The 17,093-nt window shown below is 70.1% G+C and carries 18 protein-coding genes; 8 read left to right on the top strand and 10 right to left on the bottom strand.

Annotated features, from left to right (window positions below):
* The first annotated feature begins 726 nt into the window (after positions 1-726).
* Positions 727-1,989, top strand: coding sequence for an MFS transporter (locus tag AB0H62_RS10185; protein ID WP_220244871.1), 1,263 nt, complete (start codon positions 727-729; stop codon positions 1,987-1,989).
* A gap of 64 nt (positions 1,990-2,053) precedes the next feature.
* Complete coding sequence (locus AB0H62_RS10190) at positions 2,054-3,121, top strand: DNA polymerase III subunit beta (RefSeq protein ID WP_360585418.1); 1,068 nt, start codon at positions 2,054-2,056, stop codon at positions 3,119-3,121.
* Between the two features lie 96 nt (positions 3,122-3,217).
* Here AB0H62_RS10190 and AB0H62_RS10195 read toward each other — a convergent pair whose 3' ends face one another.
* Positions 3,218-4,201 carry an AsnC family transcriptional regulator gene (locus AB0H62_RS10195; protein ID WP_220244873.1) on the bottom strand — a complete coding sequence of 328 codons (984 nt, stop codon included), beginning with the start codon at positions 4,199-4,201 and terminating at the stop codon, positions 3,218-3,220.
* Between the two features lie 101 nt (positions 4,202-4,302).
* On the opposite strand from AB0H62_RS10195, the gene AB0H62_RS10200 reads away from it, so the two are divergent.
* Positions 4,303-5,154, top strand: a complete 852-nt coding sequence (locus AB0H62_RS10200) for a VOC family protein (protein WP_360585420.1) — start codon at positions 4,303-4,305, stop codon at positions 5,152-5,154.
* A 5-nt stretch (positions 5,155-5,159) separates the two neighbouring features.
* Complete coding sequence (locus tag AB0H62_RS10205; protein WP_360585422.1) at positions 5,160-6,362, top strand: carboxylesterase family protein; 1,203 nt, start codon at positions 5,160-5,162, stop codon at positions 6,360-6,362.
* A 60-nt stretch (positions 6,363-6,422) separates the two neighbouring features.
* On the opposite strand, the gene AB0H62_RS10210 is transcribed toward AB0H62_RS10205, so the two are convergent.
* The 7 genes from AB0H62_RS10210 to AB0H62_RS10240 form a co-directional block, all read right to left on the bottom strand.
* Entirely contained in the window at positions 6,423-6,677 is a 255-nt protein-coding gene (locus tag AB0H62_RS10210; protein ID WP_220244876.1) for a glutaredoxin domain-containing protein, read from the bottom strand.
* Entirely contained in the window at positions 6,674-7,447 is a 774-nt protein-coding gene (locus tag AB0H62_RS10215) for an MBL fold metallo-hydrolase (protein WP_220244877.1), read from the bottom strand. Before AB0H62_RS10215 ends, AB0H62_RS10210 begins: the two co-directional genes overlap by 4 nt.
* 3 nt (positions 7,448-7,450) lie before the next feature.
* Entirely contained in the window at positions 7,451-8,275 is an 825-nt protein-coding gene (locus tag AB0H62_RS10220; RefSeq protein ID WP_360585425.1) for an NUDIX hydrolase, read from the bottom strand.
* A gap of 115 nt (positions 8,276-8,390) precedes the next feature.
* Positions 8,391-9,536: a hypothetical protein gene (locus AB0H62_RS10225; RefSeq protein WP_360585427.1), complete on the bottom strand. Its 1,146-nt coding sequence runs from the start codon at positions 9,534-9,536 to the stop codon at positions 8,391-8,393.
* 37 nt (positions 9,537-9,573) lie between these two features.
* On the bottom strand, positions 9,574-10,203 hold the full coding sequence (locus AB0H62_RS10230; protein WP_220244880.1) for a hypothetical protein: 630 nt from the start codon (positions 10,201-10,203) through the stop codon (positions 9,574-9,576).
* A complete protein-coding gene (locus AB0H62_RS10235; protein WP_220244881.1) occupies positions 10,203-10,658 on the bottom strand; it encodes a RidA family protein in 456 nt (151 codons plus the stop codon). The genes AB0H62_RS10230 and AB0H62_RS10235 overlap by 1 nt, the downstream gene beginning before the upstream one ends.
* 11 nt (positions 10,659-10,669) lie before the next feature.
* Positions 10,670-10,831 carry a DUF4177 domain-containing protein gene (locus AB0H62_RS10240; RefSeq protein WP_006238837.1) on the bottom strand — a complete coding sequence of 54 codons (162 nt, stop codon included), beginning with the start codon at positions 10,829-10,831 and terminating at the stop codon, positions 10,670-10,672.
* Between the two features lie 162 nt (positions 10,832-10,993).
* Here AB0H62_RS10240 and AB0H62_RS10245 point away from each other — a divergent pair, with 162 nt between their 5' ends.
* The 3 genes from AB0H62_RS10245 to AB0H62_RS10255 are packed head-to-tail and all read left to right on the top strand — an operon-like array spanning position 10,994 to position 13,393.
* Complete coding sequence (locus AB0H62_RS10245; RefSeq protein ID WP_360585430.1) at positions 10,994-11,242, top strand: hypothetical protein; 249 nt, start codon at positions 10,994-10,996, stop codon at positions 11,240-11,242.
* Between the two features lie 22 nt (positions 11,243-11,264).
* On the top strand, positions 11,265-12,269 hold the full coding sequence (locus AB0H62_RS10250; RefSeq protein WP_220244883.1) for an ArsA-related P-loop ATPase: 1,005 nt from the start codon (positions 11,265-11,267) through the stop codon (positions 12,267-12,269).
* A complete protein-coding gene (locus AB0H62_RS10255) occupies positions 12,269-13,393 on the top strand; it encodes an ArsA family ATPase (RefSeq protein WP_360585432.1) in 1,125 nt (374 codons plus the stop codon). The genes AB0H62_RS10250 and AB0H62_RS10255 overlap by 1 nt, the downstream gene beginning before the upstream one ends.
* Before the next feature lie 42 nt (positions 13,394-13,435).
* Here the strand turns inward: AB0H62_RS10255 and AB0H62_RS10260 are convergent, their stop codons facing one another.
* Positions 13,436-13,732 carry a WhiB family transcriptional regulator gene (locus tag AB0H62_RS10260; RefSeq protein ID WP_220244885.1) on the bottom strand — a complete coding sequence of 99 codons (297 nt, stop codon included), beginning with the start codon at positions 13,730-13,732 and terminating at the stop codon, positions 13,436-13,438.
* 344 nt (positions 13,733-14,076) lie between these two features.
* Between AB0H62_RS10260 and AB0H62_RS10265 the strand changes: the two genes are divergently transcribed.
* Positions 14,077-16,224, top strand: coding sequence for a transglycosylase domain-containing protein (locus AB0H62_RS10265; protein ID WP_360585435.1), 2,148 nt, complete (start codon positions 14,077-14,079; stop codon positions 16,222-16,224).
* Positions 16,225-16,300: 76 nt separating this feature from the next.
* On the opposite strand, the gene AB0H62_RS10270 is transcribed toward AB0H62_RS10265, so the two are convergent.
* Complete coding sequence (locus tag AB0H62_RS10270) at positions 16,301-16,753, bottom strand: hypothetical protein (protein ID WP_360585437.1); 453 nt, start codon at positions 16,751-16,753, stop codon at positions 16,301-16,303.
* Positions 16,754-17,093 lie beyond the last annotated feature (340 nt).

Here is a 17,093-nt window from a genome sequence, read left to right on the forward strand (position 1 = left end):
CGCCGCGGCGCCCCGCCAAACCCCGCCCCCCCCAGCTGCCGGGGGGTGCGCGCGGCTGTGGTCACCACGCCCCCACTCTTCGTTGAACGAAGGCCACCCTCGCCCCTACCGGCGCCGGGTGGCTTTCGTCGCTTCTGAGGCTTTTGGGGCTACAGCTGGGCTCCAGACTTTATGGGCGTCCCCCACACGAGCGGCATCCGGCCGACCTGGCCGTGTCGCGGCGCGTTTTTCTTCCACAACAGGGAAACTGAGTGGACCACCCGGCGGCATCGCGCCGGTGTTTTCGCTTCTGCTTTTGACGGCCCCAGCCGGCGAAAGCAGAAGCGAAGACACCGGCTTGAGGCGATCCCGCACGCCCTGGCGGAGCCAGGGCAAACGACAGGGAGCCGGGCGCCACCCCCGACGTGGCGCACCGGCTCCTTGCCTCGCGCGGACCATCCCCCGACGACCCGCGCTCCCCGCCCTCCGGTTCAGGCCCCGACCCGTATGCCGGAGGGAGCTGGGATGTGCTGTTTCTCAACCATCATGGCCACTACCCACGAATTCAAGGCCATTCACTCTCAAGGACGCCGCTTCGGCCGTTTCGTTGCACGAGTTCACTGAGAATCCATAGAGCGTTACAGGATCGAGACCTCTGCGGCGTAACCGAAGCCGTTCGATGGAGGTGACGCACCTGACCGCAAAACAACTGGTACTTCCGTACCACTCGCAGGCATACTGGTACGCGTGTCCCACTCTGCTCCCTCCGAAGGTCGCACCACACTCGCCGACTACCGTGCCGCGCTGAGGGCCCCCGGCTCTCGCCGCCCGGTCGTCGCGTCGGTGCTCGCCCGCTTGCCGATCGCGATGATCGGCATCTCGGCGCTGCTCTACGTGCAGCGCGAGACCGGCTCGTTCGCCGCCGCCGGGCTGGTTTCCGCCAGCTCGCTCGCCGGCGTGTCCGTGGGCGCGGTGGTGCAGGGGCGCCTCATCGACCGCTACGGGCCGACGCGTCCGCTGCTGGTCACGGTGGGACTGTTCGCGCTGTCGATGGTCGCGCTGGCCCTGGCGATCGAGGCCCACGCGCCGACGTTTCTGCTGGTCGCGCTGGCCGCCGCCACGGGTCTGTCGGAGCCGATGATCGGATCGGCCTCGCGTGCGTTGTGGACGAAGCTGCTTCCGGAAGGCCCCGCGCGCAACGCGGCCTTCTCGTACGAAGCGATCAGCATGGAGGTTTTCTTCATTCTCGGCCCGGGCATCGCGGGTCTGCTGATCACGGCGCCGTGGGCCGGCACGGGCATGGTCGTGGGTGCCGCGGCGATGGTCACCGGCGCGACGGTGTTCGCACTGAGCCCCGCCGTGCGCGCTTGGGGTCCTGCTCCGCGCGCGAAGACGCGGCTGTTGGGTGCGCTGGCGAGCCCCGGCATGCGGACGCTCGCCGTGGCCGCGCTGGGCTTCGGTGTGGTGATCGGGTTCGTCGAGGTGGCCGTGCCGGCCGCCGCGACGGAGTCCGGCCACGCGGCGTTGAGCGGGCTGCTGCTTTCGGCGTGGTCGCTGACGTCGGTGGCGTTCGGCGTGGCGTACAGCCTGCATCCGTGGCCGCGCCGGCTGGGCCTGCGCCTGCCCGCGTTGCTGGGCGGGTTCGGCGCGCTGGTGGCACTGCTGGCGCTGCCGTCGTCGCTGTGGGCGCTGGCGCTGCTGATGCTGCTGGCGGGCGCGATGATCACGCCGCAGTCGACCACGCACTCGACGGCGATCGAGACCGTCGCGCCGCGCGGTACGGCCGCGGAGGCCTTCGGCTGGGTCCTCACGGCGGTGACGCTGGGGCTGGCCGCGGGCCAGTCGGTGAGCGGTTACCTGGTCGAGCACTCAGGTCCGAGCGCGTCGTTCCTGGCCGCCGGCGTGGCCGGGGTGGCGCTGGCGATCGTGGTGTGGCTGATGCGCGGCACGGTGCGCGCGCCGGCCGCGGAGCCGACCGACTCGGGTGAGCTCGTGGGCGCCCGCCACTGACGTTTCAGCAGTTCAGCGGCATCGTAGCCGGTTTTTGTCGGTGGCCCGCGCTAGCTTCGCGGACATGGATCTGACGTCACCGGCGCGGCCGCTGTCCACGGCCGTGAACGCCGCCGCGCGCCTGCTCCCGAGGCAGGCCGCATTGCGGCTGTGCACTGACGCGGACGGGCTCGAGGTCGCCGGCAGCGACCGCGACCTGTCCGTGCGCTTGGCATGCCCGGCGACATCCCACACCGATGGGGAGGTGCTCGTGCCGGCGGCGCCGCTGGCCGAGACGCTGAAGATGCTGGACGTCGACCAGGTGCGCCTGGTCGTCGAAGGCAGCCGGCTGGCGGTGCGCGTGGAAGGGGCGCGCTTCGCCTTGCCGCTGCTGGACCGGGGTGCGCGCGTGGAGCCCGCGCAGCCACCTCGGTTGTCCGAAGTGGACGGGGAGCTCCTGGCGGCCGCGGTCCGCACGGTCGCGGGCACGGCCGCGAAGGACGATCCACTGCCGGTCTTCACGGGCGTGCGCGTGCAGAGCTCCGGTGACACGCTCGTGCTCACCGCCTCGGACCGCTACCGGATGGCCGTGGCGCGTGTGCCGTTGCGAGCGGCGTGGGGGCCGCTCGACGTGCTCGTGCCCGCGCGCCTGCTGACCGAGGCCACGCGCCACGCCACCGGCACCCTCACCCTCCAAGCCGACAGCGGCCACTTCGGCCTGTCCTGGGCCGGCGGCACTGTCACCACCGCAGTCCTCGACGCGGGGTTCCTGTCGGCCGACGCCATCCCGTCCGGCGACGTCGACACGGAGGTCGAGCTGCCCGCCGACGCCCTCGCCGCGGCCATCCGCCGCGTCGGCGTCTACGCCGAAGACCGCCGCGTCCTGACCCTCGGGGTGGGCGACGCACACGTCCGCCTCGCCAGCACCCGCGCCGACACAGGCGAAGCCGAGGAAACCCTGAAGGCAAACGTTTGCGGCGGCCGCACCTCGCCGTCGTTCCAGGCGCGTTACCTACTGGACGCCCTCGCGCCGTTCGCGGACTCCACCGTGCGGCTGTCGATCCAGCCGGGGCTGCGCGCGTGCGTCTTGACGGCGGCGGAGGCGCAGGAGGTGAGCCTCACGTACTACCTCATGCCGATGCTGCCCCGCTGAGGCAGTCGGGGCGCACCCCCCGCGGGCTTTCCGCGACCTCATCGACTGCTCGCTGCACGTACGAGGTCACCGCCCAGCAGGTCGTCGACCGCCGAATCAGGGCGCGACCCAGCTGCCGGAGCGTTTGATCGTCCGGATCATCGGCGCCGTCTCGACCTGGTGGACGCCGGGGAGGGCGCCGAGGCGCGTGGCGAGGAAGTCGTAGAGGGCGTCGTCGTCGCGGCAGCCGATGCTGAGGGTCAGGTTGGTCGGACCGGTGGTGGCGGCGACGAGCGCGACTTCCGGGTAGGTCGCCACCTCGCGGGCGACGGCGTCGAGGCGGGACGGGGTGACGCCAAGCCACAGCAGGGCCGACAGGGATGCGCCGAGCAGGGCGGCGTCGACCTCGACGTCGAAGTAGAGGGCGCCCGTGGCGCGCAGGTGCTCGAGGCGGCGGCGGACGGTCGTTTCGGAGCGTCCCGACGCGGCGGCGAGGGTGGCCAGCGAAGCGCGGCCGTCGTGGGCCAGGGCGGCGAAGAGGGCGTCGTCACCGGGTTCCAGGCGCGGCGAAACGGTGCTTCCACTGGTGCGGCCGTCCCAGACGGGGGTCAGGGCGGCGACCTGAGCGGCGTCCAACGCACTCGCCCGGCCCGGCCAGCCCGCCGGACCACCGGCGAAGCGACGCAGCAATCGATGCGCCGTCACGGACACCACGCGCGGCGTGCGCGGCAACTGCCCGAGCAACAGGCCCTCGTCGGCCTCCTGCCGGGGCGCCGAGGTGTAGCAGGCGATCTCCGTACCGCCGGACGTCAGGCTGACCCACGACGTGTCGTCGCGCCGCGCCAGCGCCGTGGCGATCACGCCGGCCGCGTCGGGCATGCAGCGCACGCGAAGCAGCCACTGCACGCGCCCGAGCTTCGTCACCTCCGGCACACCCACGACCCGCACCACCCCCGTCGAGCGCAGCCGGTGGTAGCGGCGCGCCACGGTCTGGTCCGACACGCCCAGCACCTCGGCCAGGCGGCTGAACGGCACCCGCCCGTCGAGCTGGAACGCGTGCGTCAGCCGGCGGTCGAGGTCGTCGAGCTGAGGTGAATCCACCGGATCAGCCTATTCCCTGTCGGATTTCAAGCATCAGGAGCGAATGAGCAGCCTGAACCACCAGCACGGACGAGAGTCGGGGTCACCGGAAGGAGCCGCGAATGAACCTCGACCACACCGTCTTCCTGGCCCAGCGCTACGAGCGCGTCTGGCAGATCTACGAGCAGCTCGGCTTCACCCTCAGCCCGCCGTCGCGCCACTTCGCCGCGGGCACCAGCGGCCGCGAGCCGACGCTCAGCTGCACGGCGAACCGCTGCGCCTACTTCGGCGACTCGTTCGTCGAGCTGATCGGCATCGTCGAAGCGAAGGCGGGCGACCCGTGGCACGTGCTGCCGATCGTCGCGCGCGGCGACGGCCTGCACGGCGTGTCCTTCGGCGTCCCCGACACCGAGGCCGCCGAGCGCCGGCTGCGCGAAGCCGGCCTGTCGAAGTCCGGCGTGCTTTCCCTGCAACGAGACGTCGACACCCCCGAAGGACCCCGCACCGCGCGGTTCCGCAGCGTCCACCTGCTCCGCGACCGCACGCCGGAAGGCATCCTGCACACGGCCGAGCACCTCACGCCGGAGTACGTGTTCCAGCCGCAGTTCCTCAGCCATGCCAACACGGCGAAAGGCCTCGACAGCGTCCAGCTCGTCGTCGCCGACGCCGACCTGCCCGCCTACACCCGACGCTACGAACAAATCCTCGACCAGAAGCCCACCAACAACTCCTTCGCCCTGAGCACAGGACGGCTCGACCTCGTCCCCGCGACCCGGCTCGACGACGTCCTCCCGGGCGAGCAGGCGCCCCGCCTGCCGTACTTCGCGGCGCAGACCGTCGCCGTCGAAACCCTCACTCCCGCAAGGAAACTTGCCGCCGACGCCGGCCTCCCCACTGTCGATCTTCGCGACGGCGGCTTCTTCGTCCCCGCCGCCCACGCGGGCGGTGCGGCCCTCGGTTTCGTGGAAAGGTGAACGTGATGATCATCGAGACGACCGCCGGCTTGGTTCGCGGCGCCGGCGGCGCGTTCCGCGGCATCCCCTACGCCCGTCAGGAACGCTTCCAGCTGCCGGCCGAAGCCCCCGCGTGGACAGGCGTGCGCGACGCGCTGGAACCCGGCCCGGCGGCGATCCAGCTGCCGTCGCGGCTCGAACCCGTCGTCGGGCCGATGACGCTGGCGCAGTCGGAGGATTGCCTGTCGCTCAACGTCTTCACGCCCTCGACCACCGGCTCGCGCCCGGTCCTGGTGTGGATCCACGGCGGCGCGTTCCTCACCGGCTCAGGCGGCCAGGGCTGGTACGACGGCACGCGCCTCGCGAACGAGGCCGACGTCGTCGTGGTCTCCCTCAACTACCGCCTCGGCGTGTTCGGCTTCCTGCCGCTCGACGGCGTCGCGCCGCCCAACCTCGGCATCGCCGACCAGCTCGCCGCGCTGGAGTGGGTGCGCGACAACGCGGCGGCCTTCGGCGGCGACCCGTCACGCGTCACGCTCGCCGGCCAGTCGGCGGGCGCGCAGTCGACGCTCACCCTCTGGTCCGCGGCTCGCGCGCAGGGCCTGGTGCACCAGATCGGGCTGCAGAGCGCGCCGGTCGGACTGCCGCCGCAGACCCCGGACGAAGCCGCGGGCTGGGCGGAGAAATACCTCCACGCCCTCGGCGCGAGCACCGCGGAGGAGCTCATCAAGATGCCCACCACCCAGCTGCTCGACGGCCTCAGGACACTCGCGGCCCAGGTCAAGACCGGGATCGCGCCGCCGTTCCAGCTCGTCGCCGACCACGACCTCGTGGCCGAAGACCTGATCGCCGCGGCGAAACCCGGCCGCGCTCTCGTCAGCTGGACCCGCGACGAAGTCCGCGCCTACGATCCCGCGGCGCCCCAAGCACAAGTCGACCAGCAGACGGCCGCCCTCTTCAGCGGCGATCTCCCACGGCTGACCAAGCAACTCGGCGAAGACGCGACCCTCATGCGCTTCGACTGGTCCGCCCCCGGCAACCCGTACGGCGCCTGCCACTGCCTCGACGTCCCGTTCCTCTTCGGCACGCACGACGCCGCGCCGGAAGCCGCCTGCCTCGCGGGTGCCCCGGAAGGCCTGCCCGAGATCAACGACCTCCGCCGAGTGTGGGCCCAGTTCCTCCACGGCGAACGCCCGGTCGTCGACACCCCGCTGCTCACCGCGTTCTGATCAGTTCCGAGTGCGACAAGGGCCGCTCACCAGCCCGGTGAGCGGCCCTTCCCCAAGCCGTCAGGCCGCCGAAGCAGCCTTCACCGCCGCCTCGACCTCGGCGAACGACGGGTTCACCATCGCGGTCGACCCGACGATCACCGTCGGCACGGTCTCGTTGCCGTTCGCCACCTCGCGCACGCGCTCGGCCGCACCCGGCTCCTCCCAGATGTTGATCTCCTTGACGTTCAGGCCGCTCGCCATCAGCGGCCGCCGCAGCGCCGCGCAGAAGCCGCAGCCCGGCCGCCAGTAGAACTCGACCTCGACGTCACTCATCGCCCGTCCTCCGAAGCACGTAGGTAGTCCAGCTGCGCCCGCACGCTCATTTCGGCAGGCGCCCACAGCGCCCGGTCGACGTCCGCATAGACCACCTCGACCACCTGTCGTGGCGAAGCGTCGGCCCCGAGCACCTTCAAGGCGGAACGCACCTGGTCCAGCCGCTGTTCCCGGTGGGCCAGGTATTCGCGCGCGGTCGCGGGCAGATCCGCCAGCTCCGGGCCGTGGCCGGGCAGGCCGGGCGTGCCGTCGGGCAGCTCGATGAGCTTGCTCAACGAGCGCAGGTAGTCGCCGAGGTCCTTGAGCACGGTCGTGCCGCGCCCGAGGATCGTGTCGCCGGTCAGGATCTGGCCGGCGACGTGCAGGGAGACGGAGTCGTCGGTGTGCCCGGGCGTGTGCAGCACGCGGAACTCGAGCCCGCCCGCGGTGAACACCTCACCATCGGCCAAGGCCGAAGCGCCGACGCACAGCGAAGCGTCGAACGCCCGAATCGGAGCGCCCACGCGCTCGGCGAACCACGGCGCGCCCTCGGCGTGGTCGGCGTGGTGGTGGGTCAGCACCACGAGCTCGACGGCGCCGATGGCCGCGAGCTTCTCCAGGTGCTCCAGGTCGTGGTACCCGGGGTCGACAACCACGCCGGCCGACGCGTCCGGACCACGCAGGAACCAGCTGTTCGTGCCCTCGAGCGTCATCGTCGACGGGTTGTTCTCCAGCAGCACCTGCGCGGTCTCGGAGACGCGGCGAAGCACGCCGTACGCGGGAGCAGTCACCGGTCAGACCTCCGTCGGGTCGAGGACGACGCGGAAGCGGTCGCCTTCCTTGATGAGCGTCGGCATGGTCCGCGCGATCTCGCGCGGAGCCGCCAGCAGGGCTTCGGCCGTGGCGAACTCGTCGATCTCGACGAGCGTGAGCCACGTCGGGGGCATCAGCATGCGGCGGCCTTCGCGGGCGTCGCCGATCGCGGCCGACGGGCGCTGCCAGCCCGTGGCGTGCGCCTCGGAGGTCGCGCCGTCCGCGCGCTGGCCTTCGGGCAGCTTCGCGGAGAAGAAGCGGGTGTCGTAGCGGCGCGGTTCCTGCGGCGGCGTGACCCAGTGGGCGAACGGTCGCAGCAGGTCCGCTCGCAGCGTCAGCCCGGCGTCGGCGAGGAACGCGGCGAGCGAGATTTCCCGGCTCTCCAAGGCTTTCCGGGCTTCGGCGTACGGCGCGACATCGGCGACCACCGCGTCTTCCGTGCCCGCCAGCAATACGCCGGACTCCTCGAACGTCTCGCGCACGGCCGCGCACACGAGCGCGCGGGCGAGGCTCTCGTCGCACGTGAACTGCGCGGCCCACCAGCTCGGCGGCGGTCCGGCCCACGCGACGGACGCGTCGGCGTCGCGCGGATCCACCCCGCCGCCGGGGAACACGGTCATGCCGCCGGCGAAGGGCATGCCCTTCACGCGGTGTTGCAGGAAGACTTCGAGACCGTCCGCGCCGTCGCGGGTGAGGATCACCGTGGCGGCGTCCTTGGGCTTCACGGGTGGGCCGTCGGCGTTCGCCCTCGTGCTGACTCCGGCCCCTACGGGGATGTCGAAAAGGAACTCACGCGGCCGATCCACCGAGGCAACATACCTCGCACCAGTGACCTCACGCCCACAAGTTGTGACATGTCACCGACGCACCGCAGCCCCGGACCCACGCGGGGCCCGGGGCTGCGATAAGAACGTCAGAACCTCAGGACGACGACCAGCGGTCGCCACCCGAACGGGACGCACCGTTGAGCCGCAACCGGGCCGCCTCGGCGCGTTCGCGCTCGGCCAGCTCCTCGTGCAGCTCGCGCAGCAGCGCGCGGTCGCGCTCCGACAGGCTCGGGTCGTCCAGGTCCAGCGCCGGCAGCTCCACGACCTCGTGCATGCTCGGCTTGCCCGCGGCGATCTCGCGGCCCTTCTCAGGGTCCTCGGCCAGCGCCTGACGCAGCTGGGCGACCTCGGCCGGCGTCAGGTCGGCGGTGCGCTCGGCGCGCGTCTCCGACCGCGACTTGCGCGAGTTGTCCACCTGCGGGGTGGGCGCGTTCTGCACGATCGGCACCACGGGGGCAACGGCCTCGGGCGTCTGCCGGATGCTGTGCCGGCTCGGGGCCTCCATCACCACCGGCTCCACCACGGGCGTCGGCGCCGGGGTGGGTACCGGAGTCGGAGCCGGTGGCGGGGTCACTACCGGCTCGGGCCGGTAGTCCGAGGTCGTCGTGTGCGTGCTGCCGGTGACCCACACCGGCGTGGCGACGGACGCGGCCGACTGGTGGTACGCGGACCGCGCGACACCCGGGCCGCTGACCTCGACGACCGAGCGGATGCCGGCGCGGCGCAGGGCCGTGTCGACGCGGAACGCGACCGCGGGCGGGTTGCCCTCCGGGCCCAGCTCCACCAGCACCACGCGCTGCGGTAGCGCACCCGGCACGGAACCCGCCGGGGTGTTGCGCCACACCGCGTGCACCGAGCGGACGTCCGGCAGCACCTGCAGGGTGCGGTCGAGCGCCTCGGCCAGCCCGAACTCCGGCTGGTTGTCACCGGTGAAGCGGTGGCTGTGGACCTGCTCGGCCTCGTCGACCAGCAGGTCGTTGGCGAGCGTCGCGTCCGACCGGCTCATCTCGAGCACCAGCGCCAGCTCGCGCTGCTCGGCCGAGCTGACGGAGATGCGGCCCGCGATGAGCGTGCCAGTCGTCAGTTCCACGGCTTCGTCGATGTGCGCGCGGGCGATCAGCTCGCGCGCCTCGGTGAGCGCGCTGTCGTCGATGCGGCCCGCCAGGGCCAGCAACAAGTTGTGCAGGCGCAGGGGCACCGAGAACCCGTCCATAGGCGGGCCTTCGTGAACCTCCACCATTGCTCTGCTCCTCCCAGCTCGCCTGGCGGCTCGAGCGTTAAGCGGCGACGAGTCGATTACCGGAACCCGCGGCGCCGACGCAGACCAGCTCGGAATTGGCGAGCGCGGCCCGGTGGTACCCGGGAAGGTCGAAGCGCGGTGGGATGACCTCGACGCTCGGTTCCTCGTCCCCCAGCACCCGCAGCACGCGCTGCAGTTCGCCGGTGAGCCTCGGCAGCCCGGACGTCGCCGTCACCAGCAGGACTCGCTTGGCCCCACCCTCACCGACCACACCGAGGTGTCGCCAGCTTTGCCGCACTTCCCCCACGTCCGCGCGTCCGCGCAACGTTGCGTGGAGCAAGACGGACACAGAGTCGACTGAGTTCACCCATTCGGGCGCACTCGGTGTGAATGTGTACCTGGTCTCGGTGACGTCGTCTACCCCCAGGGTGGAACTCACCTGGTGCCAGTCGGCGCCGTGCGGAATGAGACCCGCGACGAGCAGGCGGTACTCGGTTTGGTCCAGATCGATCCTGTGCTTAAGCAAAGACCTGGGCAGCGTGCGCGCGAGGGTGCCCATCGCGCCCTCGCCCAGCCAGTCGCGGAACCGCCACAGGAGCTGGTCGGGCGTGCGGCCCGCGAGCCGGATCAGCAGCTCGTGCAGGGACTGTTCGATGTCGGGGTCCATCACTTCACCTCCACGATCAATTCGACCTCCACCGGCGCCCCGATGGGCAGCTCCGCGACGCCGACGGCCGAGCGGGCGTGCTTGCCCGCGTCGCCGAAGATCTCGCCGAGCAGCTCGGACGCACCGTTGATCACCGCGGGCTGGCCGGTGAAGCCCTCCGCGGACGCGACGAAGCCGACCACCTTGACGATCCGCGTCACCGAGTCGATGCCCACGAGTGCGTGCACCGCGGCCAGCGCGTTGAGCACGGAGGTGCGGGCGTGGCCCTTGGCCTCTTCGGGGCTGACCTCCGCGCCGACCTTGCCGGTCGCGGCGAGCGTGCCGTCGACGAAGGGCAGCTGGCCGGAGGTGTAGACGTGCGAGCCGCTCTGCACGGCCGGCACGTAGGCGGCCAGCGGCGCGGCGACGCCGGGCAGTTCGATGCCGAGCTCGGCGAGCCGGGAAGTCCAGGTCACGACGGGTCCCCTCAGTTCTTCGGGCGCTTGAGGTACGCGACGTGCTGCTCGCCGCTCGGGTTCGGCAGCACGGTGACCAGTTCCCAGCCGTCCTCGCCCCACTGGTCGAGAATCTGCTTCGTCGCGTGGATCAGCAGGGGGACGGTCGCGTACTCCCATTTGGTGGCGCTCATGACCGGGGAGCGTAGCCAAGCGGGCAAGGGCGGTCATGGCCACCGCCGCCCAACGGCCGGGCCGCTCAGGGGAACACAGGTGCACCCGTCCAGGTGAACGACTCACCGACCGTCGGTGAATGTGGTCCACATCACACCGGCGGCACTCGCTAGCGTGGGGGTGTGGAGACGTGGCGGATCGTCGCGACCGCCTTGCTCGCCGCGGCCGGGCTGCCGCTCGTGCTCGTGGTGATGGCCAAGGTGCGCGACCACGTGAACAGCTCGGCCCGGGTCGCGGTCGGCGGCGCGATCACGTTCACGGCGCTGGTGGTGGTGGCCGTGCTCACGCTCACCGTGCTGCCCGGCGCGCTCACCTGGATCCTCGTCGCGGTGGTCGCGGCTGCGGTCGGCGTCATGGTGCTCGCCAGCTGAGCGCCGGTTTAGTGTTGACGGTGTGACCACACCCTCCGCCGGCTGGCCCGACGAGCTCACCCGGGCCCGGCTGCACTTCGTCACCGGCAAGGGCGGCACCGGCAAGACCACCCTCGCCGCGGCGCTGGGTCTGGCCCTCGCGCGCGAGGGCCGCCGGGTGCTGCTGATCGAGGTCGAGGGCCGCCAGGGCATCGCCCAGCTCTTCGACACGGAGCCGCTGCCGTACGCGGAGCAGCGCATCGCGTCCGTCCCCGGCGGGGGCGAGCTGCGCGCGCTGCACATCGACGTCGAGGCCGCGCTGCTCGAGTACTTCGAGATGTTCTACAACCTGGGCTTCGCCGGCCGGACGCTGCGGCGGATGGGCGCGATCGAGTTCGCGACCACGCTCGCGCCGGGTCTTCGTGACGTCCTGCTCACCGGGAAGATCAAGGAGTGCGTGGGCCGCACGGAGTCCGACGGCCGCCACACCTACGACGCCGTGGTGGTCGACTCGCCGCCCACCGGCCGCGTGGTGAAGTTCCTCGACGTCACCAAGGCCCTGACCGACCTCGCCAAGACCGGCCCGATCCGCGGCCAGGCCGACGGCGTCGTGCGGCTGCTGCACTCGGGCGAGACCGCCATCCACCTCACCACGCTGCTGGAGGAGATGCCGGTGCGCGAGACCGTGGAGGCCGTGGCGGAGCTCGACGGCGCCGACCTGCGCCCCGGCGCGGTACTGGTCAACCGCGTGCGCCCGCCGCGTCTGCCAGCGCGTTCCGTCACGGCGGCCGCCGACGGTCGCGTCGACGCCGTCCGCGTGCGCTCGGGCCTCGCGTCGGCCGGGCTGAAGCTGCCGGACGAGACGCTCGACGCGCTGGTGGAGGAGACCGTGGAGCACGCCGTGCGCGTGGCCGCCGAGCAGCGGGCGCGTGAGCAGCTCGCCGAGGCGGACCTGCCGACGCTGGAGCTGCCGGAGGTCACCGACGGCGTGGACGTGGCGTCGCTCTACGACCTCGCGGAAGCGCTGCTGGACCAGGGGGTGCGCTGATGACGCTGATCGACGTCGACGCCCTGCTCGACGACCCGGAGAGCCGCGTGATCGTGTGCTGCGGCTCCGGTGGCGTCGGCAAGACGACCACCGCGGCGGCGCTCGCGTTGCGCGCGGCCGAGCGCGGCAGGCAGACGGTGGTCCTGACCATCGACCCGGCGCGCCGGCTGGCACAGGCGCTGGGGCTGCGCGAACTGGGCAACCACCCGCGTCAGGTGCGGGTGGAAGGGTTCGAGCCCAAGGGCGAGCTGTGGGCGATGATGCTCGACATGCGCCGCACGTTCGACGACATGGTGCGCGTGCACGCCGGCCCGGAGCGCGCGGAGCAGCTGCTGCAGAATCCCTTCTACCAGACCATTTCCACGTCGTTCTCCGGCACGCAGGAGTACATGGCGATGGAGAAGCTGGGCCAGCTCGCCGCCACCGACGACTGGGACCTGATCATCGTCGACACGCCGCCGAGCCGCTCGGCGCTCGACTTCCTGGACGCGCCGACGCGCCTGTCCAGCGCGCTCGACGGGCGCATGATCCGGCTGCTGACCGGCCCCGCGAAGGCGGGCGGTTGGGGGCTGCGCAAGGTCGTCAGCGCGGGGTTCTCGATGTTCGCGAAGGCCGTGTCCACGATCATCGGCGGGCAGCTGCTGGCCGACGCGTCGGCGTTCATGCAGGCCTTCGACAGCATGTTCGGCGGGTTCCGCGAGCGGGCGCGCAAAACGGCGGAGCTGCTGCGCTCCAGCGGCACGTCGTTCCTCGTGATCGCCGCGCCGGAGCCCGACGCGCTGCGCGAGGCTTCGTACTTCGTCGAGCGGCTCGCGGGTGAGTCGATGCCGCTCGCGGGTCTCGTCGCGAACCGGACACACCCGGTGCTCGCGTCGCTTTCGGCATCGGAGGCGATCGCGGCCGCGGAGTCGTTGCAGAAGGGCGGCACGAGCGCGCCGCTGGCCGAGGCCGTGCTGCGGCTACACGCCGACCGCGTGGCGCTGGCCGAGCGGGAGAACCGGCTGCTGGCGCGGTTCACGAAAGCACATCCTGAAGTGCCGCTGGTGCGAGTGCCGGCGTTGGCCGGTGACGTGCACGACCTCGAAGGTCTGCGCGACATCGGGACCAAGCTCGTGAGTGACTGAGCCCGTGAGTGACTGAGCTCGGCTCAGCCACTCACGAGCCGGTCAGCTGACCTGCGCGCTTTCCACCGCGTCACGCTTTGCGGCTTCCAGCAGCTCGGCCCAGCTGGTGACGTCGGAACGCCGGCGCAGCAATGCGCGGCGCTCGCGTTCGGTCATGCCACCCCAGACACCGAAACTGATCCGGCCGTCGAGTGCCTCGGCGAGGCATTCCGTGCGAACCGGGCACCCCATGCACACGGCTTTCGCCCGGTTCTGCTCGGCGCCGCGCACGAAGAGCCCGTCGGGATCTGCATCCCGGCACGACGCGCTCATGCGCCAGCTCGACTGGTTGGTCTCCATACCCCCAGCTCCCTACCCTGGTGTTCGACACCAGCGAAGGTGAAGCTCCCGCTCCCACCCCCGCGAGCGTGTCTCCCTCTGCTCTCACGTCGGTGACGGCACCTCCCCGGTGCCGCTGCCGCCGTTCGGTCCAGAGGAGCTCCCACTCGCGCTGGGCCGTCGGTCGGCAAAAAATCTTTCGTGAGACGTTGACGGACTGTAGGGGCCCTCGGTTCCCCCCGCCAAGACCTAGCATGCATTCCGTTACCGGAAGTCACCTCATGGGGTCCGTTTTGTCACGGCTGTCGACCCCTGGCGGGTGTGAGGTAACGGGAGCACAACCGGCCTTCAGTACCCTGGCCTTCGTGCGCAAAACGGACGGTCTCTTCAAGCTCATCGGCCTCTGTCTGCTCGCGGGGGTGCTGGTCGCCGGAATCCTGTTCCCCGTGGTAGGCGCGGCCGGTGTGGCGTCGAACCAGGCGAGCGAGACGGTGGAGAAGACATCGTCCGACCTCGCCGACATCCCGCCGCCCCTGGTGACGACGATCACCGACTCGGGCGGCAAGCCCATCGCGACGCTGTACGACCAGTACCGCATCCCGGTGGCGGCCGACGAGATCAACGAGGCCATGCAGTGGGCCCTGGTGTCGGTGGAGGACAAGCGCTTCTACGAGCACCACGGCGTCGACTGGCAGGGCACGTTGCGCGCGGCCGTGTCCAACAGCACCGGCGGCGACACGCAGGGTGCCTCGACGCTCACGCAGCAGTACGTGAAGAACTACTTGATCAACGTGGTCTATCGAGGCGACAAGGTCGGCCAGGAGAAGGCACAGGAGCAGACGCTCGCGCGCAAGCTCAAGGAAGCGCGGATCGCCATTCAGCTCGAGACGAAGCTGTCGAAGCAGCAGATCCTGGCCGGGTACCTGAACATCGTCGAGTTCTCGCGCCAGATCTTCGGCATCGGCGCCGCCGCGCACGCGTACTTCAACACCACGCCCGAGAAACTGACGGTGCCCCAGGCGGCGCTGCTCGCGGGCCTCGTGAACAACCCGATCAACGACGACCCGTGGAAGCACCCGGACAAGGCCACCGTTCGCCGCAACCTCGTACTCGACCGCATGGTGGACAACAGGAAGCTCGCGAAGGACGACGCGGAGCGCTTCAAGGCGTTGCCGCTGGGCGTGGTCCCCGACGCCCCCGCCAAGCCCGCGTCGAACTGCACCGGCGCCGGCCCGGAGAACGGCTTCTTCTGCCAGTACGTCGAGGACTACCTGCTGAAGGCGGGCTTCTCGAAGGACGACCTGTACACGGGTGGGTACACGATCAAGACCACCCTTGACGAAAAGGCCAACCACGAGGCGAAGGTCTCGGCGGAGACACAGGTCAAGAAGACGCAGAAAAACGTGGCGAACACGCTTTCGTTGGTGCGTCCCGGGAAAACGCGGCATGAAGTGGTGGCGCTGGCGGCGAACCGGGATTACGGGATCGACGCGGATCAGGGACAGACGACGTTTGCACTGCCGTCCGGTGTGTACAACACGGGTGGGGCGGGGTCGAGCTACAAGATCTTCACAACGGCTGCTGTGTTGGATAAGGGAATCGCGGGGATCTACAGCAACATCCCTGTCGGGGACGGCTATACGTCGCACGTGTTCCCCGGTGGCGGTGACCAGTGCCCGCCCACCGGCCTGCCGTACCGCTCCCGCTGGTACTGCGTGGGCAACGCCGGACACTACGGCGCCTCGAACACGCTTCAGGGCGCATTGGCGACTTCGCCGAACACCGCTTTCGTGGCACTGGAGGACAGGCTGGGCAGCACCGCGCCCGGCATCGACATGGCTGTCCGGCTCGGCATGCGCAACACGATGGCAAGCAACACCGGCGGCGGCCCGGTGGACCCGAAGGACCCGGCCAAGAGCGTGAGCCAGGCCAAGGCATACGGGCCGGACGACAAGACACCCGGCTTCGGCGCGTTCACACTCGGCTTCAGCCCGACCAGCGGCTTGGAAATGGCGAACGTCGCGGCAACTCTCCTGAGCGGCGGCGTCTGGTGCCCGCCCACGCCGCTGGCAGGGATCGCAGACCGCAACGGGAAAGCAGTGCCGTACAAGGAAGAGGCATGCAGCCAGGCCGTGCCCGAGGGCCTGGCCAACACAATGGTCGTCGGCATGAGCAAGGACGACCAGCCCGGCGGCACTTCAGCCAAGGCCGCAGCCGCAGTGGACTGGAACCGCCCCATCCTGGGCAAGACCGGCACGACTCAGAACAACGGCTCTGCCACCTTCGTCGCCGGCACGCCCCAGATGGCCGGCGCCGCCATGGTCTTCCGCCCCGAAGGCGGCACCGGTGGCCTCTGCTACAACGGCGTCGGCAACGTCACTGCTTGCAACAAGGGCAACATGTTCGGTGGCCTCAGCCCGGCCCAAACCTGGTTCGGCGCGATGAAGAACATCATGGCCGACCAGCCGATCGCCCAGCTGCCACCCGAGGATCCGAAGTACACCGGTCGCTAGTGCGCATCACTCCCTCGCTGACGGCGACGGATCCGAGCATCTCCGGCCCGGATCCGTCGCCGTCGTTCATCTCACGTCAGATCCCCTCGACACCATTACAGGTGCGAACGGGCAACTGGTTGCTGGGGTAGTCGATGTAGTAGCTCGCAATCCAGGCTTGATATGCATACGCACCTGCGGGAACGTGCGTGTCAACCAACACCCAATAAGGATTTCCACCGATCGTCTGACCTGCGCGCTGGCAGATCACATCCAGACCCCAGTCCTGGCTGACCTTACCGATGACCCAGTCACAATTGGTTGTCGACGGGTAGTTCGCGCACTGAGACCAATGCAACTCGCCACCACCACGGGCGTTCACATCGGCCGCCCAAGTGTGGTACGCGGCATTCACCGATCGAGCAGATTGCGGCACCGCCGTGTCAGCCGAGCTTTCACCGACAACAGCAGTCGTCAAGAGCCCCGCCGCGAGTGAAACGACTCCCATCGCAGTCAAAAGTCTTCGCGTCAGACGTGCACCAAAAGACATTTATCCCTCCCAATTTCAACATTATGAAATTCTGCAAAAGACGTAACGCAAAGAGAGCGAAGACCAAATGCGCAGCAATGTAGCGTCCTTCGCCAACTGATTCACCCATAAAGGACGTCCATGATCAATACTCCAGTCGGGTGGCGGAAAATGTCCGAAAACTTACCAAAGTCGCAACGCTGATCACTCCAACGGACTCTTGATCAAGACCCGACCTCCGGCTTTACTCGACAAGCTCGCTGTTCGCGCAGCAGCCACATGACACCCGGTCTAGGGAGGAGGCCGGGTAGTCCTCGCATTCTCAAACTGACGTCCGGCCCGGCACTTTGGCGCGCCGAAT

It is taken from the genome of Amycolatopsis sp. NPDC050768 (assembly GCF_040654155.1).
Classification (GTDB): domain Bacteria; phylum Actinomycetota; class Actinomycetes; order Mycobacteriales; family Pseudonocardiaceae; genus Amycolatopsis.

Bases quoted from the DNA above. Each gene is read 5' to 3' on its own strand.
- AB0H62_RS10190 (WP_360585418.1), top strand. From the start codon at position 2,054: ATGGATCTGACGTCACCGGCGCGGCCGCTGTCCACGGCCGTGAACGCC.
- AB0H62_RS10200 (WP_360585420.1), top strand. From the start codon at position 4,303: ATGAACCTCGACCACACCGTCTTCCTGGCCCAGCGCTACGAGCGCGTC.
- AB0H62_RS10205 (WP_360585422.1), top strand. From the start codon at position 5,160: ATGATCATCGAGACGACCGCCGGCTTGGTTCGCGGCGCCGGCGGCGCG.
- AB0H62_RS10210 (WP_220244876.1), bottom strand. From the start codon at position 6,677: ATGAGTGACGTCGAGGTCGAGTTCTACTGGCGGCCGGGCTGCGGCTTC.
- AB0H62_RS10225 (WP_360585427.1), bottom strand. From the start codon at position 9,536: ATGGTGGAGGTTCACGAAGGCCCGCCTATGGACGGGTTCTCGGTGCCC.
- AB0H62_RS10230 (WP_220244880.1), bottom strand. From the start codon at position 10,203: ATGGACCCCGACATCGAACAGTCCCTGCACGAGCTGCTGATCCGGCTC.
- AB0H62_RS10240 (WP_006238837.1), bottom strand. From the start codon at position 10,831: ATGAGCGCCACCAAATGGGAGTACGCGACCGTCCCCCTGCTGATCCAC.
- AB0H62_RS10255 (WP_360585432.1), top strand. From the start codon at position 12,269: ATGACGCTGATCGACGTCGACGCCCTGCTCGACGACCCGGAGAGCCGC.
- AB0H62_RS10260 (WP_220244885.1), bottom strand. From the start codon at position 13,732: ATGGAGACCAACCAGTCGAGCTGGCGCATGAGCGCGTCGTGCCGGGAT.
- AB0H62_RS10270 (WP_360585437.1), bottom strand. From the start codon at position 16,753: ATGTCTTTTGGTGCACGTCTGACGCGAAGACTTTTGACTGCGATGGGA.